The sequence below is a fragment of the Pseudomonas sp. SWRI51 genome, from assembly GCF_014268825.1.
In the GTDB taxonomy this organism is placed as follows: Bacteria; Pseudomonadota; Gammaproteobacteria; order Pseudomonadales; family Pseudomonadaceae; genus Aquipseudomonas; species Aquipseudomonas farsensis.
The window spans coordinates 31,434-52,164 of record NZ_JABWRG010000018.1 but is presented as its reverse complement, the minus strand read 5'-3'; the positions used below and the strand labels follow the sequence as shown (position 1 = coordinate 52,164).

The 20,731-nt window shown below is 65.8% G+C and carries 19 protein-coding genes; 10 read left to right on the top strand and 9 right to left on the bottom strand.

Annotation, left to right across the window (positions count from 1 at the left end):
- Positions 1–29: 29 nt before the first annotated feature.
- The 3 genes from HU720_RS08805 to HU720_RS08795 all read right to left on the bottom strand — a co-directional run bounded on the left by HU720_RS08805 (position 30) and on the right by HU720_RS08795 (position 2,606).
- Entirely contained in the window at positions 30–1,361 is a 1,332-nt protein-coding gene (locus HU720_RS08805) for a DEAD/DEAH box helicase (protein ID WP_186519205.1), read from the bottom strand.
- A 54-nt stretch (positions 1,362–1,415) separates the two neighbouring features.
- Positions 1,416–1,895 (bottom strand): NYN domain-containing protein, encoded by a 480-nt coding sequence (locus HU720_RS08800; protein WP_186519203.1) that lies wholly within the window; start codon positions 1,893–1,895, stop codon positions 1,416–1,418.
- Positions 1,896–1,982: 87 nt separating this feature from the next.
- A complete protein-coding gene (locus HU720_RS08795) occupies positions 1,983–2,606 on the bottom strand; it encodes a DUF2076 domain-containing protein (protein ID WP_186519201.1) in 624 nt (207 codons plus the stop codon).
- A 155-nt stretch (positions 2,607–2,761) separates the two neighbouring features.
- Between HU720_RS08795 and HU720_RS08790 the strand changes: the two genes are divergently transcribed.
- Together HU720_RS08790 and HU720_RS08785 are read left to right on the top strand one after the other, a co-directional pair.
- Positions 2,762–3,418: a YciC family protein gene (locus HU720_RS08790; protein WP_186519199.1), complete on the top strand. Its 657-nt coding sequence runs from the start codon at positions 2,762–2,764 to the stop codon at positions 3,416–3,418.
- Between the two features lie 60 nt (positions 3,419–3,478).
- The gene (locus tag HU720_RS08785; protein WP_186519196.1) at positions 3,479–4,546 is read left to right on the top strand and encodes an endonuclease/exonuclease/phosphatase family protein; all 1,068 of its coding nucleotides are present in this window, start codon (positions 3,479–3,481) and stop codon (positions 4,544–4,546) included.
- Between the two features lie 148 nt (positions 4,547–4,694).
- Here the strand turns inward: HU720_RS08785 and hrpB are convergent, their stop codons facing one another.
- Positions 4,695–7,220: an ATP-dependent helicase HrpB gene (gene hrpB, locus HU720_RS08780; protein ID WP_186519194.1), complete on the bottom strand. Its 2,526-nt coding sequence runs from the start codon at positions 7,218–7,220 to the stop codon at positions 4,695–4,697.
- Positions 7,221–7,337: 117 nt separating this feature from the next.
- Here hrpB and HU720_RS08775 point away from each other — a divergent pair, with 117 nt between their 5' ends.
- The gene (locus HU720_RS08775; protein ID WP_186519192.1) at positions 7,338–7,757 is read left to right on the top strand and encodes a polyribonucleotide nucleotidyltransferase; all 420 of its coding nucleotides are present in this window, start codon (positions 7,338–7,340) and stop codon (positions 7,755–7,757) included.
- A 25-nt stretch (positions 7,758–7,782) separates the two neighbouring features.
- Entirely contained in the window at positions 7,783–8,652 is an 870-nt protein-coding gene (locus tag HU720_RS08770; protein ID WP_186519190.1) for a cation diffusion facilitator family transporter, read from the top strand.
- Positions 8,653–8,655: 3 nt separating this feature from the next.
- Here the strand turns inward: HU720_RS08770 and HU720_RS08765 are convergent, their stop codons facing one another.
- Positions 8,656–9,486 (bottom strand): DUF6515 family protein, encoded by an 831-nt coding sequence (locus tag HU720_RS08765; protein WP_186519188.1) that lies wholly within the window; start codon positions 9,484–9,486, stop codon positions 8,656–8,658.
- Between the two features lie 378 nt (positions 9,487–9,864).
- Here HU720_RS08765 and HU720_RS08760 point away from each other — a divergent pair, with 378 nt between their 5' ends.
- On the top strand, positions 9,865–10,341 hold the full coding sequence (locus HU720_RS08760; RefSeq protein WP_016712159.1) for an Lrp/AsnC family transcriptional regulator: 477 nt from the start codon (positions 9,865–9,867) through the stop codon (positions 10,339–10,341).
- 53 nt (positions 10,342–10,394) lie between these two features.
- Positions 10,395–10,598, top strand: a complete 204-nt coding sequence (locus HU720_RS08755; RefSeq protein ID WP_186519186.1) for a DUF2788 domain-containing protein — start codon at positions 10,395–10,397, stop codon at positions 10,596–10,598.
- A 178-nt stretch (positions 10,599–10,776) separates the two neighbouring features.
- Here HU720_RS08755 and HU720_RS08750 read toward each other — a convergent pair whose 3' ends face one another.
- The 4 genes from HU720_RS08750 to HU720_RS08735 all read right to left on the bottom strand — a co-directional run bounded on the left by HU720_RS08750 (position 10,777) and on the right by HU720_RS08735 (position 16,821).
- The gene (locus HU720_RS08750) at positions 10,777–11,406 is read right to left on the bottom strand and encodes a pseudouridine synthase (protein WP_225917239.1); all 630 of its coding nucleotides are present in this window, start codon (positions 11,404–11,406) and stop codon (positions 10,777–10,779) included.
- Positions 11,407–11,412: 6 nt separating this feature from the next.
- Positions 11,413–12,900: an AMP nucleosidase gene (gene amn, locus HU720_RS08745; RefSeq protein WP_186519184.1), complete on the bottom strand. Its 1,488-nt coding sequence runs from the start codon at positions 12,898–12,900 to the stop codon at positions 11,413–11,415.
- A gap of 200 nt (positions 12,901–13,100) precedes the next feature.
- Positions 13,101–14,744: an acyl-CoA dehydrogenase family protein gene (locus HU720_RS08740; protein WP_186519182.1), complete on the bottom strand. Its 1,644-nt coding sequence runs from the start codon at positions 14,742–14,744 to the stop codon at positions 13,101–13,103.
- Between the two features lie 85 nt (positions 14,745–14,829).
- Positions 14,830–16,821, bottom strand: coding sequence for a hybrid sensor histidine kinase/response regulator (locus tag HU720_RS08735; protein ID WP_186519180.1), 1,992 nt, complete (start codon positions 16,819–16,821; stop codon positions 14,830–14,832).
- Positions 16,822–17,084: 263 nt separating this feature from the next.
- Here HU720_RS08735 and HU720_RS08730 point away from each other — a divergent pair, with 263 nt between their 5' ends.
- From HU720_RS08730 to HU720_RS08715, 4 genes are all read left to right on the top strand, one after another.
- Positions 17,085–17,882 carry a hydroxymethylpyrimidine/phosphomethylpyrimidine kinase gene (locus tag HU720_RS08730; protein WP_186519178.1) on the top strand — a complete coding sequence of 266 codons (798 nt, stop codon included), beginning with the start codon at positions 17,085–17,087 and terminating at the stop codon, positions 17,880–17,882.
- Between the two features lie 14 nt (positions 17,883–17,896).
- Positions 17,897–18,520 carry a thiamine phosphate synthase gene (gene thiE, locus HU720_RS08725; RefSeq protein ID WP_186519176.1) on the top strand — a complete coding sequence of 208 codons (624 nt, stop codon included), beginning with the start codon at positions 17,897–17,899 and terminating at the stop codon, positions 18,518–18,520.
- A gap of 17 nt (positions 18,521–18,537) precedes the next feature.
- On the top strand, positions 18,538–19,821 hold the full coding sequence (hemL, locus tag HU720_RS08720; RefSeq protein ID WP_186519174.1) for a glutamate-1-semialdehyde 2,1-aminomutase: 1,284 nt from the start codon (positions 18,538–18,540) through the stop codon (positions 19,819–19,821).
- A gap of 154 nt (positions 19,822–19,975) precedes the next feature.
- Positions 19,976–20,521 (top strand): tetratricopeptide repeat protein, encoded by a 546-nt coding sequence (locus HU720_RS08715; protein WP_186519172.1) that lies wholly within the window; start codon positions 19,976–19,978, stop codon positions 20,519–20,521.
- Positions 20,522–20,731 lie beyond the last annotated feature (210 nt).

Below are 20,731 nucleotides of genomic sequence, written 5' to 3'. Positions count from 1 at the left end.
CGACATTCCTAAAGCCCGCAGACGCCCACTCACGGCTTACGCTTGGCCGGCTTGCCGCCAAAGCTCGGCACCTTGCGCACGGCCTTGACCGCCGGCGCCGCCGGGGCTGAATCGGCGTTGTCCATCCAGCGCCCCAAACCGCGCTTGGCGCTGTTTTCTTTGGGCTTCTTCGGCTTCTTGGCCTTCTTCACCACCTGCCCGCTGGCATCGATCTGCGGCACGCGGTGCTCGGGGATGAAGTCCGGCTCTTCATGGCGCGGCAACTGCTGGCGGATCAACGTTTCGATCGAGGCCAGCAACTGCACCTCATCGGCACACACCAACGAAATCGCCTCGCCCTTGTTGCCCGCACGGCCTGTACGGCCAATGCGGTGCACGTAGTCTTCGGCAACGATCGGCAGGTCGAGGTTGACCACCAGCGGCAAGTCGTCGATATCCAGGCCACGGGCCGCCACATCGGTGGCCACCAGCACCTGGATTTCCCGCAACTTGAAGGTATCCAGCGCACGCTGGCGCGTAGCTTGTGGGCGGTCGCCGTGAATGCCGTCGGCGTTGATGCCCTCGGCCAGCAGGCGCTCGACCAGTTGGTCGACACCGTTACGGGTCTTGGCGAACACCAGCACCTGGGTCCAGCGCTGCTTGCGCAGCAAATGGCAGAACAGGTCGGCCTTGCGCTTTTTATCCACCGTCACCAGCCACTGCTTGACGGTGCTGGCCGTGGTGTTGCGCGGGCTGACTTCGATGCTCAACGGGTCGTTCAGCGCCAGCCCCGCCAACATGCGGATCTGCTCGGAGAAGGTCGCCGAAAACAGCAGCGTCTGGCGCTTGCGCGGCAGCGCTGCGTACACCGCCTGCAGCTCTTCGGCAAAGCCCAGGTCGAGCATGCGGTCGGCTTCATCCAGCACCAGCATCTGCACCTGGCCAAACTTGACGGCTTTCTGGCGGAACAGGTCGAGCAGCCGGCCTGGCGTTGCCACCAGAATGTCGACACCCCGGCGCAGGCGCATCATCTGAGGGTTGATGCTGACCCCGCCATACACCGCATAAGTGGATACCGGCAGCTCTTCGGCATATTCGCGCACGTTGGCGTGCACCTGCTCGGCCAGCTCACGGGTAGGCACCAGCACCAGCGCGCGCACCGAGTTGGGCGCTACTTTCTCGCCCTCCAGGGCCAGGCGCTGCAACACCGGCAGGGCAAAGCCTGCGGTCTTGCCAGTGCCGGTCTGGGCCGCAGCCATCAGGTCGCGGCCGGCGAGCACGGCGGGGATGGCCTTGGCCTGGACCGGGGTTGGGGTGGTGTAGTCGAGCTTCTGCAAGGTACGCAGCAGCGGTTCGATCAGGCCGAGTTGGGCGAAATTCATGGCAATACCGTCGGGGGGTTCAGCGAAGCCGGCAAGTTTACACCGAGTTGCCACTCAGTGACGCAGCAGCAGCTTGCCCTCGATCGGCACATAGCGGGTGGCGGCGCGAATCACCGACAGCGCGGTGAGCCCCGGTACGCCATACACCACGGTTTCGATGCCATAGCGCTGCATCGCCCGCTCCAGCAGCAGGTCGAAATCACCGTCACCGGAGGCCAGCACCACAATATCTACCCGTGCGGCAGCCTCGATCACATCCAAGGTGATGCCCACGTCCCAGTCGCCCTTGGCCGAGCCGTCGGCGCGCTGGATATAGGGCTTGAGGCGCACCTCGAAACCCAGGTTGCGCAAAATCTGCTGAAACTGCTGTTGCTTGCTGTCGCCACGGTCGATGGCGTAGGCCAGCGCTTCGACGATTTGCCCTTCACGGCTGACGTCGGCCCACAGTGCGGCGTAGTTGAAATGGCAGCCGTGGCCCTGGCGAACCGTGTAATAGAGGTTCTGCACGTCGGCAAACAGCGCGATTTTTTTCAAGTTGGCCACCTGTGGGTCTGCTGACGCAACCGGGGAGCGGGCTTGCGCCCCTGTGCGTTGGGTAAGCCCGGCAGTATGCCAGAGGCCTCAGACGTAGTCGTCGTCGGAGAAAAACCCGCCGTCGTCACTGCTGTAGTCGGTGTCGCTCATGGCCCCTTGGTCGTTCCAGCCGCCCTGCTGGCCTGGTGCATCGTGGAACACCTCCACCACTTCCTCAGGCTGCGAATGGTGGCCGAACAGGCTGCTGATGCCCTGCGCCAGCAACACCCCCCCGGCCACCCCGGCGGCGGTCTTCATGGCGCCGCCCATGAAGCTGCTGCCGGCGCTGGGCGCAGGTTGCGCTGGCGCGTAGGGCTGCGGTGCCGGGTCGCGCCAGCCACCGCCAGGGGCAGGTGGGCGCTGCGGCTCAGGGGTGCGTGTACCACCGCCGAACAGCCCGGACAGAAACCCACCGCCACTGTTGCCGGCCGGGGCGGTGGCGCGGGCCTGCTTGAGCTCGGCTTCGAGTTGCTTGTTCTGTTGGTCCAGGCGCTTGAGCGCCGCTTCCTGCACCAGAATCGCCTGGGCCATGTAGTACGGCGCTGCCGGCTGCTGGCGCAGGTGCTCTTCGATACGCGCCTGGGCCTGGGCATCGCGTGGCTGGGCGGAGTCTTCGGCTTGTTTGAGGCGGCTGAACAGGCCGTCGATCAGGGTTTGTTCATCAGTGTTCATCGGGACAACCTCGTACGCTGAACAGGACATCGGACAGCGTCAAAGATGGGGCGCGGGGCGGGGCGAATCAATTGAAAGGGCGATGAAACTTTTTTCAGCATCGCGGCGGTCTGGGCTAAAGTTATGCCCGGTTTTTCCTGACTGCGATGTTACCGATGAATCCGCTTAGCGTTCTGCGCGACTCCCTGCACTTCTTCCAGCGCCACCTGGCGAGCATCCTGCAACTGTGCCTGCCGCTGGTAGTGCTCGAAGCGCTGTGCACACAGGTGCTGTACCGCCAGATGGGCGACCAGGCCTCGCCGGGCTACGGCATGCTGGTGAGCCTGGTGTTCTACCCGCTGTACAGCGCCGCACTGATTCTTTACCTCGACACCCGCAGCAACGGCCAGCACATCGCCAAGCGCGACCTGTTCGCCCGCGCCGTGCAGTTGTGGCCGACGCTGACCGTGCTGATTCTGGTCAGCTCGCTGCTGATCATGGCGGGGCTGGCGCTGTTCCTGCTTCCGGGCGTGTGGGTGATGGTCAACCTGGTGTTTGCCGAGTACCTGCTGGTGCTGCGCGGGCTGCCGGTGCTGGAGGCCATGCGCACCAGCTCGCGCATGACCACCGGGCACTTCATGCGCATCATGGTGTGCATGCTCGCCGTGCTGGCGCCGCTGTGGCTGATCGACGGCCTGCTGCTGACAGTGTTCCCCGACCCGCAACCGGGTGTGCAACTGGCCTTGGACAGCCTCAGCGGCTTCCTGCAGTTGTTCAGCACCGTGGTGCTGTACCGGCTGTTCATGCTGCTTGAAAGCGAAACCAGCGCCTGACTGGCAGCCCGACGAACGGCTCGGTTATGCTGGCGGCACCTGCCCCGACAAGCCGAGCCGATGATCCGCTTACTGCGCAATGCCTTGCTGTTTATGCTCCTGCTGCTCACCGCCCTGTGGTTGCTGGCCGACCACCTTGGCTGGCAGCCCGCCCCGCGTGAAACCCTGCCCGTCGCCTGCCAAGGCAGCCCCGCGCCGCTGACGCCGGGCCAGTCGCTGAAGGTGATGAGCTGGAACGTGCAGTACCTGGCCGGCAAGCGCTATGTGTTCTGGTACGACCAGGGCCGTGGCAGCGACACCCGCCCAAGCGCCGAAGACCTGGCCTTCAACCTCGACGAAGTCGCCCGGGTGATCCGCGCTGAACAGCCCGATATCGTCCTGCTGCAGGAACTGGACCGCGATGCCAAGGCCACCGGTTACCAGGACCAGCTGGCCCTGCTGCGCGAACGCCTGGCCGACCTGTACCCCTGCAGCGTGCAGGCGTATGACTGGCAATCAGGCTTTGTGCCAGACCGGCACATCTTCGGCAGCGTAGGCCGCACGCTCGCCACCTTGAGCCGCTACCCGATTGCCAAGGCCGAACGCCTGCAACTGCCCAACGCCGCCGACGGCGCCCTGGCCCGCCTGCGCGAGCGCCAGCCAGCGCTGTTGGTGAGCTATCTGCCGATCAGCGACGGCACCCGCCTGGCCGTGCTCAACACCCAGCTTTCGGCTTTCCAGCCGGGTAGCGACCTGCAACTGCGCCAGGTACAGCATGTGGCCAAGGTGCTCGACCGCCTGGAAACCCAAGGCACGCCCTGGCTGATCGGCGGCGATTTCAACCTGTTGCCGCTGGGCCAGTACCGGCGCCTGCCGCCAGCCATGCGTGGCAATTACCCGGCTGACAGCGACTTGCATCTGCTGTGGGACAAATACCCGATGATCCCCAGCAATGCCGAAGCCGGCGGCGCCGAGCGCAGCGCATGGCTGACCCACTTCCCCAACGACCCGGCCGTCAGCGCGCCGGACCGGACAGTGGATTACCTGCTGCACAGCCCGCGCTTGCTGCGCGAGCAGGCGCAGGTGTTGCAGGAGGATACCTTGCAGATTTCCGATCATTTGCCGGTGCTTGGGGTTTTGCGGTTGTGACCTGATGCTACCCGTGTAGGAGCGGCCTTGTGCCGCGATGGGGTGCGCAGCAGCCCCAGCGATTCTGTATGAGGCCAAAACCTTGGGGCCGCTGCGCGCCCCATCGCGGCACAAGGCCGCTCCTACACTAACCACCCCATCCTGAAATCTAAGTCCCCCGTGGCTTGGCCCGGGCTGTGGCCTCCGCCACCAGCGGGTCATCCGGCCAGTAATGCTTCGGATATCGCCCTTTCAGGTCCTTCTTCACCTCGGCATAGGTGGTGCGCCAGAAGTTGGCCAGGTCCTGGGTCACCTGCACCGGTCGGCGAGCCGGCGACAACAGGTGCAGCTTCACCTGCTGGCGCCCGCCAGCAATGCGCGGGGTGTCGGCCAGGCCGAACAACTCTTGCAGGCGCACGGCCAGAATCGGCGGCTGCTCGCTGTAGTCCAGGCGAATGTTCGAACCCGACGGCACGCTCAGGTGCACCGGGGCCAGTTCGTCCAGGCGCTGCGGCAACGGCCAGGGCAACAGGTTGCGCAACAGCGATGGCAAATCGAGCGCCGCAAAGTGGCTAAGCCGCGAGACTTTGCCCAGGTACGGCTGCAACCAGTCTTCCAGGCTGGCGAGCAGCGCTTCGTCGCCTAGGTCCGGCCACTCGCTGGCGCCGTTTTTTTGCAGGTCCAACTCGCGCAGCAGCGCGACCCGCGCCTGCCACTGGCGCAGCTCTGGGGTCCAGGTCAGCAGGTTCAGGCCTTTGCGCCGCACCAGGCCCAGCAACGCGCGGGCGCGGGCGTCGTCGTCCAGCCCCGGCAGCGGCTCGCGGCTCAGTACCAGCTCGCCGACCTTGCGCTGGCGCTCGGCGCGCAGCACCTGCTCGCGCTCATCCCAGTCGAGCAGGTCGAGGGTTTCGACTTGCTCTGCCAGTACATCGTCAAACAGCGCCGGGTCGAACTCAGCCGCCAGGTAGATACGCTCTTCACGCTGGCCCTGCCGGCTGCCCAGGTCGGCGATTACCAGCCAGGGCTGCTTCATCAATGCGTCGGCTTCGCTGAACAACGCGGCGCGGCCATTGGCCAGGCGATACTCTGCGCCGCCCTCGCGGCGTTGCCGGGCCACGCGGTCGGGGTACGCCAGCGCCAGCAGGGCGCCGAGCCAGCGCGAGTGGTCGGGGTCAGCAACCGGGTTACGCGGTTTGCCGCGCAGCTGCCCACGGTACTGGCGCGCCAGCTGCCGGGCACGCTGCACCCCGCCCTGCCCGCCCCGCGCCACTTTGCCTTCGCCGCTGAGCAGGGCCAGCCGAGTGTGCAGGTCGGCCCCACCGCCGCGCTGGATGTCGCGTTCGCCCAGCAAGGCGGCGAGGTCGCAGGCCATGTCCGCCAGGCCAAGCTCCTGGCCACGCAGCAGCAAGTGAGCGATGCGGGGGTGTGCGGGCAGTTCGGCCATGGCCTGGCCGTGCGCGCTGAGGTTGTCGCGGCTGCCGGGCTTGAAGGCGCCGAGCCTGGCCAGCAGGTCCTGGGCCTGGCCGTAGGCGGCCGTCGGCGGCTGGTCGAGCCAGCTCAGTTGATCCGGCGTCACGCCCCAGCGCGCCAGTTGCAGCGCCAGCCCGGCGAGGTCGGCCTGGAGCATCTCTGCGCTGCCATGAGCGGCCAGTTGGTCGTGCTGGGCTTCAGACCACAGTCGGTAGCACACCCCCGGCTCCAGGCGCCCGGCACGGCCGGCGCGCTGGGTGGCACTGGCGCGTGAGATGCGCTGGGTGTCGAGGCGGGTCATGCCGCTGCCGGGGTCGAAGCGCGGCACCCGCGCCAGGCCTGCGTCGATAACCACGCGCACGCCGTCGATGGTCAGGCTGGTCTCGGCGATGTTGGTCGCCAGCACCACCTTGCGCAGGCCCGTGGGCGCGGGTTCGATGGCGGCGCGCTGGGCGTTGAGGTCGAGCTCGCCATGCAGCGGGCACAGCAACACCTCGGGGCGCTCGCCGAGGCTTTCTTGCAGCGCCTGGTGCACGCGGCGAATCTCGGCCTGGCCCGGCAGAAACACCAGCACGCTGCCGCTCTGCTCGGCCAGCGCTTGCAGTATGCAATCCACCACGCGCGGTTCGATGAACTCGCCGGGCTGGTACGGGCGGCCCCACTGGATATCCACCGGGTGCATGCGGCCCTGGCTGCTTACCACCGGCGCATCGTCGAGCAGTTTCGAGAGCCGCTCGCCCTCCAAGGTGGCCGACATCAGCAGAATTTTCAGCGGCTCGTCGCGCAGCAACGCGCGGCCGTTGAGGCTCAGGGCCAAGGCCAGATCGGCGTCGAGGCTGCGCTCGTGAAACTCATCGAATATCAGCAGCCCAACGCCCTCAAGCCCGGGGTCGGCCTGCAGGCGGCGGGTGAGGATGCCTTCGGTGACCACTTCGATACGGGTCTTCGGCCCAACCTTGCTGTCCAGGCGAATGCGGTAACCCACCGTTTCGCCGACTTTCTCACCCAGTTCACTGGCCAGCCGTTCGGCCGCAGCGCGTGCAGCCAGGCGGCGCGGTTCGAGCATGACGATGGTCTGCCCGTCGAGCCAGGGCGCGTCCAGCAGTGCCAAGGGCACGCGGGTGGTCTTGCCGGCGCCGGGTGGCGCTTCGAGCACCGCTTCGTTACGGGCGGCCAGCGCCTGGCGCAGGTCGGGCAGTACAGCATCGATCGGTAATGAAATCATGGTGGTCCTCGAACAATCGTCCGAGTATAACGGCGAACCGAGCCGGCCCGATCATGGTCTGAGCTTCAGGCGAGCGCGAATGCACGCCCCTTGTAGTGTCTATTTTCGGAGAAACACATGCGCATCCCTTCCCGTGTCATCGGCGGCGCCCTGATCGCCACCCTGCTGACCCAAATGACGGCCTGCGGCACCATCTTCTACCCTGACCGCCGCGGTCAGATCGAAGGCAAGATCGACCCCGTCGTTGTGGCAATGGACGCCATCGGTATTCTGTTCTACGTCATCCCCGGCCTGATCGCCTTCGGTATCGACTTCGCCACCGGCGCCATCTACTACCCCGGCGGCAAGAGCGCGCAAATCGACCCGGCCAAGCTCAAGCCGGCGATCAATGCCGATGGCAAGGTCGACAACGCCAAGCTGCAGGCTATTCTCGAAAGCGAACTGGGCCAGCGCCTGCCGCTGGACGACCCACGGCTGATCCAGCATCGCGGCAGCGTCGAGCAGTTGGCGGCCTACGGCCTGGTGCCAGCCGCTTGAGCCAACCTCTCGCCGGGCCAGCAGCATGACCGTCAGCGCCGAACACCAACGCCTGCTGCGCCTGGCCACCCGCGCCTCGCTAACGGTGGCGAGCATCCTGGTGGTGACCAAGGCCATCGCCTGGTGGCTGAGTGGTTCGGTGAGCCTGCTGGCCGGGCTTACCGATTCGGCGCTGGATGCGGTCGCGTCTTTCCTTAATTTGCTCGCGGTGCATTACGCATTGCGCCCGGCCGATGACGACCACCGCTTTGGCCACGGCAAGGCCGAGGCCCTGGCCGGCATGGCGCAGGCGCTGTTCATTGGCGTCAGTGCGGTGTTGATCGGGGTGCAGGCGGTGCAGCGGTTACAGGCGCCGCAGCCCTTGGGCGACACGGCGGCCGGCATCGGCGTGATGGTGCTGTCACTGGTGCTGACCGTGGCCTTGCTGGCGTTCCAGCGCAAGGTGATCCGCCTCACCGGCTCCACCGCCGTGCGCGCCGACTCGCTGCATTACCGCTCCGACCTGCTGCTCAACGGCAGCATTCTGCTTGCACTGGTGCTGGCGCGTTTTGGCTGGCCGCAACTGGATGCGCTGTTCGGCCTGGGCATCGCCGTGTACATCCTCTGGAGCGCGCTGCAAATCGCCCGGGAAAGTACCGCGATCCTGATGGACCAGGAGCTGCCCGCCGATATTGGCGAGCGCATGCTCGAAGTGGTGCTGGCGATACCTGGGGTGCAAGGCGTGCACGATTTGCGCAGCCGGGTATCGGGCAGCCACTGGTTCGTGCAGTTGCATCTGGAGTTGCCCGGCGACCTGCCGCTGCACCAGGCCCACGAGCTGTGCGTGCAGGCCTCGGCGGCGATCCGCGAGCGCTACCCGCGGGCCGATGTGATGGTGCACGCCGACCCCGTGTAGCCGTCAGTTGATGCTGTAGCCGCGCCCGCCCAGGCAGGCACCGAGGGCGCGCCGATAGTTGTCGGCGACGTTGGCCGGTGGCGCGTAGGTGGCCGTGGCCGGGTCGAAGCCGGACTGGCTGACGGCCCAGCGGTGGCACTGGAAGCGGTCCTGCTCCTGCTGCTCGGGGCCTTGGCCGTACATCGGGTAGGCGACCACATCATAGCTGTTGCCTTGTTGCTGCACTGGCAGCGGCGCTGGCGCCTGCACCGGCGGGCTGACCACCACATACTCCTGGCTGCTCGACTGGTACTGGTACCAGGTGTCGGCCACCAGAAAGAACAACGCCCCGCCCGACCAGACTTCCCGCGCATAGGACGGCAGGTAGCTCACCCGCACCCCATAAGGCGGGTTGACCACGATATAGCTGCCGCCATTGGGGCGATACCAGTAGCCGCCGGAGTAGTAATACTCCTGGCCCCGGTACGGCACCTTCCATGAACGCTCAGGGAAACGGTCGATGCTGTGGCCAGGCCGATACTGCGGCCCCGGCCCCCAGCCATTACCGTGGCCGTCCGGGCGCCCGGCCCATTCGCCGCCGTGGCGCTGACCGGGGCCGCCGGCCTGCCATTGGCGATTTTCGCCGGGGCGCCGGGGGATATCCTGGTAATAGCCTTGGCGCGGCGGTTGGGTCTGGCGCACCTCATCGCGCGAGTTCAGCGGCGAGCCACGCCCACCATTGCCATTTGCATTGGGGTCCTGTGGACCGTCGCCCGGCCCTTGGGCCAACGCGCCCAGGCTGATGCCCAGGCCCAGCAGACCAACACCTGCCAACTGCCAGATGCGCGACCTCATGTTTTGCCTCGCTATGGAAAACCTGCAGGCCGCCAGTCTACCGCGCCAGGCCGTGGCGCAGGCATGAAAAAAGGGAGGCCTTGCGGCCTCCCTTCGGGAAATGTTGTCCGTGCTCGGCGCTTGTGACACCGGCTCACCTCGTACCGTCTTCTGGACAGTGCGTAGCCCGGGGGCTGCAAAACCGATCGGTTCGCTAGCCGCGACCGCCCGCCTGGGGCGCGTCGCCGTGGACTGATGTCCGGGCAGTGATTCTGGTGTTAAAGATAGGCCACAGGCGCCAGCACAGGATTGCGAAGATTGCTCTGATAAATAGCACTTGCGCAATTTTTCACTCAGGTTCGATAATTCACCGCAATCCGTATAGAAAAGGCCCCTTTCATGAGCAAGCTCGACCGCTACGACCTGAGCATTCTTGCCGAATTGCAGCGCGACGCGCGCATCTCCAACCAGGAACTGGCCGAGCGCATCGGCCTGTCGCCTTCGCCGTGCTCGCGCCGGGTCAAGCAGCTCGAAGACGACGGCTATATCTCGCGCCAGGTGGCGCTGCTCGACCGCAAGAAGCTGGGGTTGAGCCTTACCGCGTATGTGCTGATCGGCATGGACCGGCACACCCCTGAGCGTTTCGAGACGTTCGAGGCGGCCATCCGCAACCTGCCACAGGTGCTCGAATGCAGCTTGGTGACCGGGATGGACGCCGACTATCAGTTGAAAGTGGTGGTGCCGGACATGGACCATTACCAGAAATTGCTTCTCGGCAGCCTGACGCGCATCGAAGGGGTAACCAGCGTGCGTTCGAGCTTTGTGCTGAACCAGGTGTTGGCCAGTACCGAGATGCCATTGACCCACCTGCGTTGAATCACCTGCCGCCCGGCGTATGATCGGGTTTTCAACCTGCCCGGAGCGAACAGATGGATCCCGCCGTATTCGAAGAATGGATGATGATCATCCTGGTCACCGTACTGATCGGTTTCATGGGTTTCATCGTCTGGGACCTGGCGAAGAAGTCCAAGGCCGGGCGCTTCGGCACGATGATCCTGTTCTTTGTGCTCGGGCTGGGGGTGCTGGCGTTCATCATCAAGAGCGTGGTGGTGGGCTTTATCGAAGGGGTTTAGCCCGCCAGGGCCGTATACCTGCGCTATCGCGCTTTCTGTAGGAGCGGCCTTGTGTCGCGAAAGGGCTGCGTAGCGGCCCCGGCGATTCTGCATGAAGTCGCGATATTGGGGCTGCTACGCAGCCCTTTCGCGGCACAAGGCCGCTCCTACAGAGGCCGGGGCCAGCCGCTATGGCAAGTCAGAGCGTGGCCGGCACTTCGCGCCAGCAGCCTTGGTCCAGGCCGTCGAGGGTCCAGTCGCCAATCTTCACCCGCACCAGGCGCAAGGTCGGCAGCCCGACCGCAGCGGTCATGCGCCGCACCTGGCGGTTGCGCCCTTCGCGAATCACCAGCTCCAGCCACGCCGTCGGCACGCTCTTGCGAAAACGTACCGGCGGGTTGCGCGGCCATAGCTGCGGCTCATCGAGCACGCGCGCCTCGGCCGGCAAGGTTGGCCCGTCGTTCAACTCGACACCCTCGCGCAACCGCTGCACCTGCTCGGCGCTCGGCTCGCCCTCCACCTGCACCCAGTAGGTCTTGGCCAGCTTGTGCTTGGGGTCGGCGATGCGCGCTTGCAGGCGCCCGTCGTTGGTCAGCAGCAGCAGGCCTTCACTGTCGCGGTCCAACCGCCCGGCCGGGTAGATACCGGGGATATCGACGTAGTCCTTGAGCGTGGCGCGGCCCTCGCCGTCGCTGAACTGGGTGAGTACGTCGAACGGCTTGTTGAACAGGATCAGGCGTGGCTCGGCCGGCGGCGCCTTGGGCTGGCGCCGTGGGCCGGCAGGACGCGCCGCCGGGCGGCGCGGGGTGTTGCGGGGAGGCAGGGGCATGGGTCCTCAGCGGAACGGCGGCTCATCGAAGCTGCGCAGTTTACGCGAGTGCAGCGAGTTGAGCTCGGTACGCAGCAGGTCCAGCGCCGCGATGCCGATTTTCAGGTGCTGGCTGACCGCGCGGTTGTAGAACGCATTGGCCGAGCCCGGCAGCTTGATCTCGCTGTGCAGCGGCTTGTCGGAGACACACAACAACGTGCCGTACGGCACGCGCAGGCGATAACCCTGGGCGGCGATGGTGCCGCTTTCCATGTCTACCGCAACGGCACGCGACAGGTTGATCAACGGCCGTTCCTGGGCCCAGCGCAGCTCCCAGTTGCGGTCGTCGTAAGTCAGCACGGTGCCGGTGCGCAGGCGTTTCTTCAACTGCTCGCCACGCTCGCCGGTAACTTGCGCCGCCGCTTCCTGCAAGGCCATCTGCACCTCGGCCAGCGCCGGGATGGGGATGTTCGGCGGCACCACGCGGTCGAGAATACCGTCGCGGCGCATGTAGGCGTGGGCCAGCACATAGTCGCCGATGGTCTGCGACTGGCGCAGGCCGCCGCAGTGGCCAATCATCAGCCAGCAGTGCGGACGCAACACAGCCAGGTGGTCGGTGATGTTCTTTGCGTTGGAAGGGCCGACGCCGATGTTGACCAAAGTGACCCCGTCACCGTCGGCGGCGATCAAGTGGTAGGCCGGCATCTGGTAGCGGTGCCAGACCACACCGGCAACCAGCGCCTGGGCCTCGCCGTTGTCCATGGCCTTTTCGATGACCACATTGCCGGGCAGCACCATGCGCACGAAGCGCGGGTCATCGCGCAGTTGCTCAAGGCCATGGGCGATGAACTGGTCGACATAGCGGTGATAGTTGGTCAGCAGAATCCACGGTTGCATGTGCCGCCAGTCGCTGCCGGTGTAATGCACCAGGCGGCGCAGCGAGAAATCGGTGCGGGCGGCGTCGAACAGCGCCAGCGGCAGGGTTTCGGCGCTTTCCCAGTCGTACAGGCCGTCGGCAATGTTGTCAGTGGCCGCCGACAGGTCGGTGCTGGGGAATACCCGCGCCAGCTGCGCGGCGGTGATGCCGCTGCCGGCCAGCTCGTCGCCCTGATCGACCACATAGGGGTACGGGATGTTCTGCTCGCTGACACCGACTTCGACGGTGACGGTGTAGTCATGCATCAGCGGGCGCAGTTGCTCGAGCAGATAGCCGCGAAATGCAGCGGGCTGGGTGACGGTGACGCTGTAGGTGCCGGCCACTTGCACCTTGGCGTAGGCGCGGGTGGTGGCGGCGACTTCGCCTTGGCTGAAGTAGGTCAGGCGCAGCGCCGGGTAGCGGTATAGCGCGCGCTCGTCCTCGCTGGGCTCGGTGCGGTCCTTGAGGTAACGCTTGAGCGCCTGGCTGAGGGCACCGGTGGCTTGTTCATGCAGGGCCGCCAGACGGTCGACGGCCTGTTCAGGGGTAGTAACGACTTCAAACGCTTGGCTCACGCTAGGTATCCTGTCTTCAGACATGCATGACAGCCATCTTGCCTGCGTTGCAAGGTAAATACACCCCCGTAAAGTGCTCGCCAGAGCGTGATCATGTAGGAGCGGCCTTGTGCCGCGATGGGCTGCGAGGCGGCCCCGGCAATTTTGCGCGATACGCAGATCCTGGGGCTGCTGCGCAGCCCATCGCGACACAAGGCCGCTCCTACACAGGCGTGAGCAGGTAATTACAGCGGTGTAACACGCGCCACCAGTGCCTCGGCATCCACCCCGCGTGGCAGCGCGCCGTACGCCCGGCCACCACCGGCCAGCCGGCTGGCGATGAACGCATCACTGACCGTGGCATTTCCGGCTTCGAGCAACAGTTTGGCCTGCAGCGCCAGGGCGATGTCTTCGGTCAACTGGCGGGCGCGGTAAGGCAGGTCGGCGGTGTCGGTAAACGCCCCTTTGAGGTTGCCGATGAACGCTGCCAGACGCGGGTCGCCGTGGCCATCGCCCAGTTCGGCAAACAGCGCATCCAACACGCCGGGCTCTTTGGACAGGGCGCGCAGTACATCCAGGCACTGCACGTTGCCCGAGCCTTCCCAGGTCGAGTTGACCGGCGCCTCGCGGTACAGGCGCGGCAGGATGCTGTCTTCGACATACCCCGCGCCGCCCAGGCATTCGGCGGCCTCGTTGATCATCGCCGGGGCGCGCTTGCACACCCAGTACTTGCCCACCGCGGTGACCAGCCGGGCAAAGTGCACCTGCTGCGGGTCGTCGGGCTGGTCCAGCGCCTGGCCCATGCGCAGGCTCAGCGCCAGCGCGGCCTCGCTTTCGAGCGCCAGGTCGGCGAGCACGTTCTGCATCAACGGCTGCTCGGCCAGCAGGCGCCCGCCCACCTTGCGATGCGCGCAGTGGTGCGCTGCCTGGGTCAGGGCCTGGCGCATCAGTGCGCTGGAGCCGACCATGCAATCGAAGCGGGTCATGCCGACCATTTCAATGATGGTCGGCACGCCGCGGCCTTCTTCACCGACCATCCACGCCAGCGCGCCGCGAAACTCGACTTCGCTGGACGCGTTGGAGCAGTTGCCGAGCTTGTTCTTCAGGCGCTGGATATAGAACTGGTTGCGCTGGTCGTCAGGGCGGTGGCGCGGCAGCAAAAAGCAGCTCAGGCCCTTGTCGGTCTGGGCCAGGGTCAGGAAGGCGTCGCACATCGGCGCCGAGCAGAACCACTTGTGCCCCACCAGCTCGTAGGGCTGCGCCGGGCCGGGGGCGCCCACCGGGTAGGCGCGGGTGGTGTTGGCGCGCACATCGGTGCCGCCCTGCTTCTCGGTCATGGCCATGCCGAAGGTGACCCCGGCCTTGTGCTGGGCCCCTACGTTGCGTGGGTCATACTCGCGGCTGAGCAATTTGGGCAACCAGTAGCCGGCCAGCTCCGGTTGCAGGCGCAACGCCGGCACCGCCGCGAAGGTCATGGTCAGCGGGCAGCCGCTGCCGGCTTCGGCCTGGCTGTGCAGGTAGGTCATGGCCGCGCGGGCGACATGGGCGCCCGCGCGCGGCTCGGCCCAGGGCAGCGATGGCAGGCCATGCTCGACGGCAGTACGCATCAGCTGGTGGTAGGCCGGGTGAAACGTCACCAGGTCGATGCGCTGCCCGTAGCGGTCGTGGCTACTGAATTCGGGCTTGTGCGCATTGGCCAGAAACCCTGCGTCCATCAGCGGGCCACCGGCCAGCGCACCGTAGGCATCGATGCGCGACTCGGCCCAGCCGGCCCCACAGCGCCGCACCCATTCCTGCAGGGGCAGGTCGAGGCGGTAGAGGTTGGCGCCGTCCAGCGGTGGCGGCTGGTTGCTGACTTCGTGGGTTTCAGCGAACTGATGCAGGTTCATGGCGGGCCTCCTGGTTCAGGTCATGCCTGGACATCCAGTGAAGCACTGCAATCCGCCCCGTCAAAGTGACAAAACGGACTAATGCTCAGCCGCCCTGCACACCCTTGCTCAGCCGATCCGCCGGCATCTGCGCCTTGGCCAGCGCCAGGTTCAGGCTCAGCTCGAAGCGGCTGCCCAGGCCCGGCGTCGATTCGTGGGCCAGCGTGGCGCCGATCAAGTCGCCCATTTGCCGGCAGATCGACAGGCCAATACCCAGGCCGCCATAGCGCCGGGTCATCGACCCATCAACCTGGTAGAAACGCTGGTACAGCACCGCCTGGTCGAGGTCTTCGAAGCCGATGCCGCTGTCGCTGACGGTGATGCACAAGGCCAGCGTCTGTGGCCCGGTGAGGCGCCCGCGCACTTGCACGGTAACGCCACCCTGATGGGTGAACTTGAGGCCGTTGTCCACCAGGCAGGCAAGGCAGCGGGCAAGTTTTTGCGGGTCGCCGATCAGGTTGTCGGGCAGCTCCGCCGGCAGGTCCAGGCTCAGGTACAGGCCCTTGGCCAAGGCCTGGCCGGCGTAGCCTGCGCGCAGCTCCTGCAACAAGCGGCGCAGGCTGAACGGCACGCCATGCTTGCGCAGGCGCCCGGCCTGCAGCTCGGTGAGCAGCAGAATGTCGTCGACCATGGTCATCATGTCTTGCGCCGAGCCTGTGGCGGTGCGGTGGTACTGGGCCTGCTCGGCGCTCATCGGCAAGGTGTGCAGCAGTTCCAACGAGCCAATCACGCCGTTCATCGGGGTACGCAATTCGTGGGTGACCGTGGCCAGGAACTCGTCCTTGAGGCGGTTGCTGTGTGCCAGCTGCTGGTTCAACTGCTCAAGGGTGCGGCCGGTTTCGCGCAGGGTCCGCGCCTGTTCGTCACGCAGGCTGTTGATGCGGTCGGCCAGCGCCAGCGACAGCAGCGCCACTTCAAGCGCCGAGCCAAGCTGGCTGGCGTACATGGTGATGAACACGTTGGGCAGGTAGCCCAGCACCATCAGGGTATTGACCAGCCCGCCAAGCAGGAACGCGCTCCAGGCAATGATGAACCAGCGCGCCACCCGCAGCCCACGCCACCAGGCGTAAAGCCCGGCGCTGAAAATGCCGACGGTGAACAGCAGCGCCAGCACCGTGGCCATGCGCAGTGCCACGCCGTAGCGCAGGGTCACCGCCAGCACCATCACCAGCGCGCCGCCTGCCATCAAACCCAGCAACAGCCGGTCGAAGGCACGGCTGAGCCGGTTCATCTGCAGGAAGTGGCGGGCGAACTGGCAGCCAAACAACCCGGCAGCGCCAATGAACAGCGGCGTCGAGGCATTCGCCCACCAGGGGTTGTCCGGCCAGAAATAGGCAATGCCGGCGCCGTTGACCGACACCTGGTACAGGCCGAACGAGCCGATATAAAGGATGTAGTACAGGTAGCTGACGTCGCGTACGGCCAGGAAGATAAACAGGTTGTACACCAGCATCACCAACAGCACACCGTAGATCATGCCCAGCACATACAGGCGCGTGGGCTGGTCTTCCATATAGGCCTCGGGCGACCACAAGGTCAGCGGCGCCTGCACTGAACCCTCGCTGTGCAGGCGCAGGTACACCGTGGTTTCCTCGCCCGGCGTCATGGGCAGCTCGAACAGGTAGTTGTTCTGGCGGATCTGCCGGCTGGCATACGGCAGCGCGTCGCCGGTACGCTGGGTCAGGCGGTACTGGCCCTGCGGGTCGGGCAGATAGAGTTCGAGGTGATCGAGCGGCGGGTAGGCGAGTTCCAGCAGCCATTGGCGCGCGGTGGCGTTGGCCGTGGCGAGGTAGTGCAGGTCGATGCGCAACCAGAACACCGAGTTGGAGTAGCCGGCGTTGAGCACCTCGTAGGGGTGCGTGTGGAAGCGGCTGGCGAACGCAGGCGAGCTGACCTGGGCGATGCTTGCGCTGCCGTCGGTATCCTCGAAGACCTGCATGTGCCGCCCAAGCGGCAGGCGCCCGGTGGCGTCGTCGAAATCGACCGCCCCGGCGAACAGGGGCAAGCAGCCCAAAAGCAAAATCAGCAGATAGCGCATACAGCCCCAGCATGGTCAGTCCAGTTGCGTCGCGGTGGCCTCCTTTCCTTTTGAGACGACGTAAGCCGGCAGAACCCGTTATCGATTTGTGCGCGCACTCTAGCATAGCTTCCAGGCATCAGCCGAGAGGCCGCGCAATTTGCCACTGAAGGCTCTAGCCAGCCATTTACAGCCCCTCCGGGCACGCTACCTGACGGTTCGATCAGCAACTCTTGCGCGGCGACCGAGCCGCGCAAAAGGGTTTGGTGATAAGCTCGCCGACCATGAATACCTACAGCTCCCGCCCCGTTGTCCTCTGTCTCTCCGGCCACGACCCCAGTGGTGGCGCCGGGCTGCAGGCAGATATCGAAGCCCTGCTCGCCCAAGGATGCCATGCCGCGCCCGCGGTAACCGCCCTGACCGTGCAGGATACCGTCAACGTCTCCGACTTCCGTGTGCTCGACCGCGAGTGGGTGCTGGCCCAGGCCAATGCCGTGCTGGCCGACTCCACGGTGGCTGCGGTCAAGCTCGGCATGCTCGGTTCGATCGCCATGGTCGATACCGTCGCCGAACTGCTTGCCGCCCACCCGCACCTGCCGCTGGTCTGCGACCCGGTGCTGCGCGCAGGTGGTGGCGGCCGGCTGGGCAAGGATGAAGTGGGCTACGCGGTGCGTGAGCGCCTGCTGCCACTGGCGACCATCGCCACCCCGAACCTGCCCGAAGCGCGCATCCTGGCCGAACTGCCCGAGGGCACGGCCGATGAATGCGCCGACGTACTGCTGCGCTTCTGCCGGCACCTGCTGATTACCGGCGGCCACGGCGACGAGGACGAAATCCACAATCGCCTGTACAGCCGCAATGGCGAGCAACACACCTGGACCTGCCAGCGCCTGCCGGGCAGCTACCATGGTTCAGGCTGCACCTTGGCCAGTGCCCTGGCCGGCCGCCTGGCCCACGGCGAGCAACTGCAAAGCGCAGTGCGCAGTGCCCTGGACTACACCTGGCGAACCCTGCGCGACGCCGAGCAACTGGGCAAAGGCCAGTATGTGCCGCGCCGCCTGCCCCTGGATTTCTGTTCCTGACACGAGGCCACCCGATGACGCTCCGCGGTCTGTATGCGATCACCGACAGCCAGCTGCTCGCCGGCCGGTTTTTGTCCCACGTCGAAGCGGCGCTGGCAGGCGGTGTGTGCCTGCTGCAGTACCGCGACAAGGGCGACGATGCGGCGCGCCGGCTGCGTGAAGCCGAAGCCCTGATGAAACTCTGCGAACGCTACGGCACGCAGCTGATCATCAACGACGACGCCGAACTGGCCGCGCGCCTGGGCGTGGGCGTGCACCTGGGCCAGACCGACGGCCCGCTGACCCCAGCCCGCGCCCTGCTCGGCCGCCACGCGGTGATCGGCGCCACCTGCCACGCCAGCCTTGAGCTGGCCCGGCAGGCCGCCAGCGAGGGGGCAAACTACGTCGCCTTCGGGCGCTTCTTCAATTCTGTAACCAAGCCGGGCGCACCGGCTGCAAGCCTTGACCTGCTGGAGCAGGCCCGCGCCCAGGTTCGCCTGCCGATCGCCGTGATCGGCGGCATCACCCTCGACAACGCCGCCCCGTTGGTCGCCCACGGCGCCGACCTGCTGGCGGTGATCCACGGCTTGTTCGGTGCCGACAGCGCGCAGGAAGTCACCCGCCGCGCCCGCGCCTTCAACGCCCTGTTCGCTTGCTGATTCAAAGAGAAAATTCCATGTCCCGTTCCGAAGACCTGTTTGCCCAAGCCCAGAAACACATCCCCGGTGGCGTCAACTCGCCTGTGCGCGCCTTCAAGAGCGTCGGCGGCACGCCGCTGTTCTTCAAGCACGCCGAAGGCGCCTACGTCATCGATGAAGACGACAAGCGCTACGTCGACTATGTCGGCTCCTGGGGCCCGATGATTCTCGGCCACGGCCACCCCGAGGTGCTGGATGCGGTGCGCAACCAGTTGCAGCACGGCCTGTCCTACGGCGCCCCGACCGCCATGGAAACCGAAATGGCAGACCTGGTCTGCTCGATCGTGCCGTCGATGGAAATGGTGCGCATGGTCAGCTCCGGCACCGAAGCCACCATGAGCGCCATCCGCCTGGCCCGTGGCTACACCGGCCGTGACGCCATCATCAAGTTCGAAGGCTGCTACCACGGCCACTCCGACAGCCTGCTGGTAAAAGCCGGCTCCGGCCTGTTGACCCAAGGCGTGCCGAGCTCGGCCGGGGTGCCGGCAGACTTTGCCAAGCACACCCTGACGCTGCCGTTCAACAACATCGCCGAGGTTGAAAAGACCCTGGCCGAAGTCGGCCAGACCGTCGCCTGCATCATCGTCGAGCCGGTTGCCGGCAACATGAACTGCGTGCCCCCGGCGCCGGGCTTCCTCGAAGGCCTGCGCAGCCTGTGCGACAAACACGGCGTGGTGCTGATCTTCGATGAAGTGATGACCGGCTTCCGCGTTTCGCTGGGCGGCGCCCAGGGCCACTACGGCATCACCCCGGACCTGTCCACCTTCGGCAAAATTGTCGGTGGCGGCATGCCGGTCGGCTGCTTCGGCGGCAAGCGTGAAATCATGGGCTGCATCGCCCCGCTGGGCCCGGTGTACCAGGCCGGCACCTTGTCGGGCAACCCACTGGCCATGGCGGCAGGCCTGACCACCTTGCGCCTGATCAGCCGCCCAGGTTTCCATGCCGAGCTGACCGACTTCACCAGCCGTATGCTCGATGGCCTGCAACAGCGCGCCGATGCTGCCGGTATTCCGTTCGTCACCACCCAGGCCGGTGCAATGTTCGGCCTGTACTTCAGCGGCGCTGACGACATCGTCACCTTTGAAGATGTCATGGCGAGCGACGCCGAGCGCTTCAAGCGCTTCTTCCACCTGATGCTCGAAGGTGGCGTGTACCTGGCGCCGAGCGCATTCGAGGCCGGTTTCACCTCCATCGCCCACGGCGACAAGGAGCTGCAGATCACCCTGGATGCCGCCGAACGCGCGTTCGCCAAGCTCAAGTAAGCCCGCCAGGCAGGGCTGTGATGCACGTCACAGCCCTGTGCTTCGCGCCGCCCTAGCAGAAATGTCAGTAAAACTTTGTAAGGTTGGCGCTGCTTATCCCATAATGTGCCACCAGAGACATTGGTCGCAGTTTTGCAGAGGTAAGTCGATCCCCATGAACCGCACCGGCCGCGCCCTGACCCTGGGCTGCCTGTTGCTTCTTCAGCCTTTGCTGGCCCTGGCAGAGGGCGGTAACTCGTTGCTGATTCCGGCGACGGGGCGCTGCACGCTGAACGTGGCACCAGAGGACCTGGAGAACGCCCTCAAGGCCTGCGAGCGGACGGCACAAAGCGGGGACGCCTCGGCGCAGTACGAACTCGGCGAGTTCTACTACAGTGCCACGCCGCGCAACCTCGAAAGCGCCCTGAAGTGGTTCGAAAAAGCCTCGCTGCAAGGCAACGCCCAGGCGCAATACCGCCTCGGCTCGATGTTTTATCGCGGCGAAGGGGTCAAGGCCAACAACGTGCAGGCCTATATCCTGCTGAAAATGGCCGCGGTCAACGGCGCTGAAGATGCGCTCGACCTTGCCGACGAAGTCACCGAACAGATGCCCCGCGACGAACTCGAACACGCAACCCAAGTGCTCGGGCAGATTTTCCGCAGGTATCTGCTGGAACTGCAAAACGCCGAAAGTCGCTCGCCGTTCTCGCCACTGCCCTGAGCCGTCAGCGCAGGCTCCTGAAAAGACCTATGCCTCCAGGCAAACCACTTCGTTTGTGTAGGAGCGGCCTTGTGTCGCGAAAGGGGCGCGCAGCGGCCCCAATACTTTGGCCCCATGCAGAAATCTTCGGGGCTGCTGCGCAGCCCTTTCGCGACGCAAGGCCGCTCCTACAGAAAACTGCGACCAGCTGTGACAGGGCCCGGACAGGCG

What these genes read in the sequence shown, in the direction of transcription:
- HU720_RS08805 (WP_186519205.1), bottom strand. Translation starts at nt 1,361, where the DNA reads ATGAATTTCGCCCAACTCGGCCTGATCGAACCGCTGCTGCGTACCTTG.
- HU720_RS08795 (WP_186519201.1), bottom strand. Translation starts at nt 2,606, where the DNA reads ATGAACACTGATGAACAAACCCTGATCGACGGCCTGTTCAGCCGCCTC.
- HU720_RS08790 (WP_186519199.1), top strand. Translation starts at nt 2,762, where the DNA reads ATGAATCCGCTTAGCGTTCTGCGCGACTCCCTGCACTTCTTCCAGCGC.
- HU720_RS08785 (WP_186519196.1), top strand. Translation starts at nt 3,479, where the DNA reads ATGATCCGCTTACTGCGCAATGCCTTGCTGTTTATGCTCCTGCTGCTC.
- hrpB (WP_186519194.1), bottom strand. Translation starts at nt 7,220, where the DNA reads ATGATTTCATTACCGATCGATGCTGTACTGCCCGACCTGCGCCAGGCG.
- HU720_RS08775 (WP_186519192.1), top strand. Translation starts at nt 7,338, where the DNA reads ATGCGCATCCCTTCCCGTGTCATCGGCGGCGCCCTGATCGCCACCCTG.
- HU720_RS08770 (WP_186519190.1), top strand. Translation starts at nt 7,783, where the DNA reads ATGACCGTCAGCGCCGAACACCAACGCCTGCTGCGCCTGGCCACCCGC.
- HU720_RS08765 (WP_186519188.1), bottom strand. Translation starts at nt 9,486, where the DNA reads ATGAGGTCGCGCATCTGGCAGTTGGCAGGTGTTGGTCTGCTGGGCCTG.
- HU720_RS08760 (WP_016712159.1), top strand. Translation starts at nt 9,865, where the DNA reads ATGAGCAAGCTCGACCGCTACGACCTGAGCATTCTTGCCGAATTGCAG.
- HU720_RS08755 (WP_186519186.1), top strand. Translation starts at nt 10,395, where the DNA reads ATGGATCCCGCCGTATTCGAAGAATGGATGATGATCATCCTGGTCACC.
- HU720_RS08750 (WP_225917239.1), bottom strand. Translation starts at nt 11,406, where the DNA reads ATGCCCCTGCCTCCCCGCAACACCCCGCGCCGCCCGGCGGCGCGTCCT.
- amn (WP_186519184.1), bottom strand. Translation starts at nt 12,900, where the DNA reads ATGTCTGAAGACAGGATACCTAGCGTGAGCCAAGCGTTTGAAGTCGTT.
- HU720_RS08740 (WP_186519182.1), bottom strand. Translation starts at nt 14,744, where the DNA reads ATGAACCTGCATCAGTTCGCTGAAACCCACGAAGTCAGCAACCAGCCG.
- HU720_RS08735 (WP_186519180.1), bottom strand. Translation starts at nt 16,821, where the DNA reads ATGCGCTATCTGCTGATTTTGCTTTTGGGCTGCTTGCCCCTGTTCGCC.
- HU720_RS08730 (WP_186519178.1), top strand. Translation starts at nt 17,085, where the DNA reads ATGAATACCTACAGCTCCCGCCCCGTTGTCCTCTGTCTCTCCGGCCAC.
- thiE (WP_186519176.1), top strand. Translation starts at nt 17,897, where the DNA reads ATGACGCTCCGCGGTCTGTATGCGATCACCGACAGCCAGCTGCTCGCC.
- hemL (WP_186519174.1), top strand. Translation starts at nt 18,538, where the DNA reads ATGTCCCGTTCCGAAGACCTGTTTGCCCAAGCCCAGAAACACATCCCC.
- HU720_RS08715 (WP_186519172.1), top strand. Translation starts at nt 19,976, where the DNA reads ATGAACCGCACCGGCCGCGCCCTGACCCTGGGCTGCCTGTTGCTTCTT.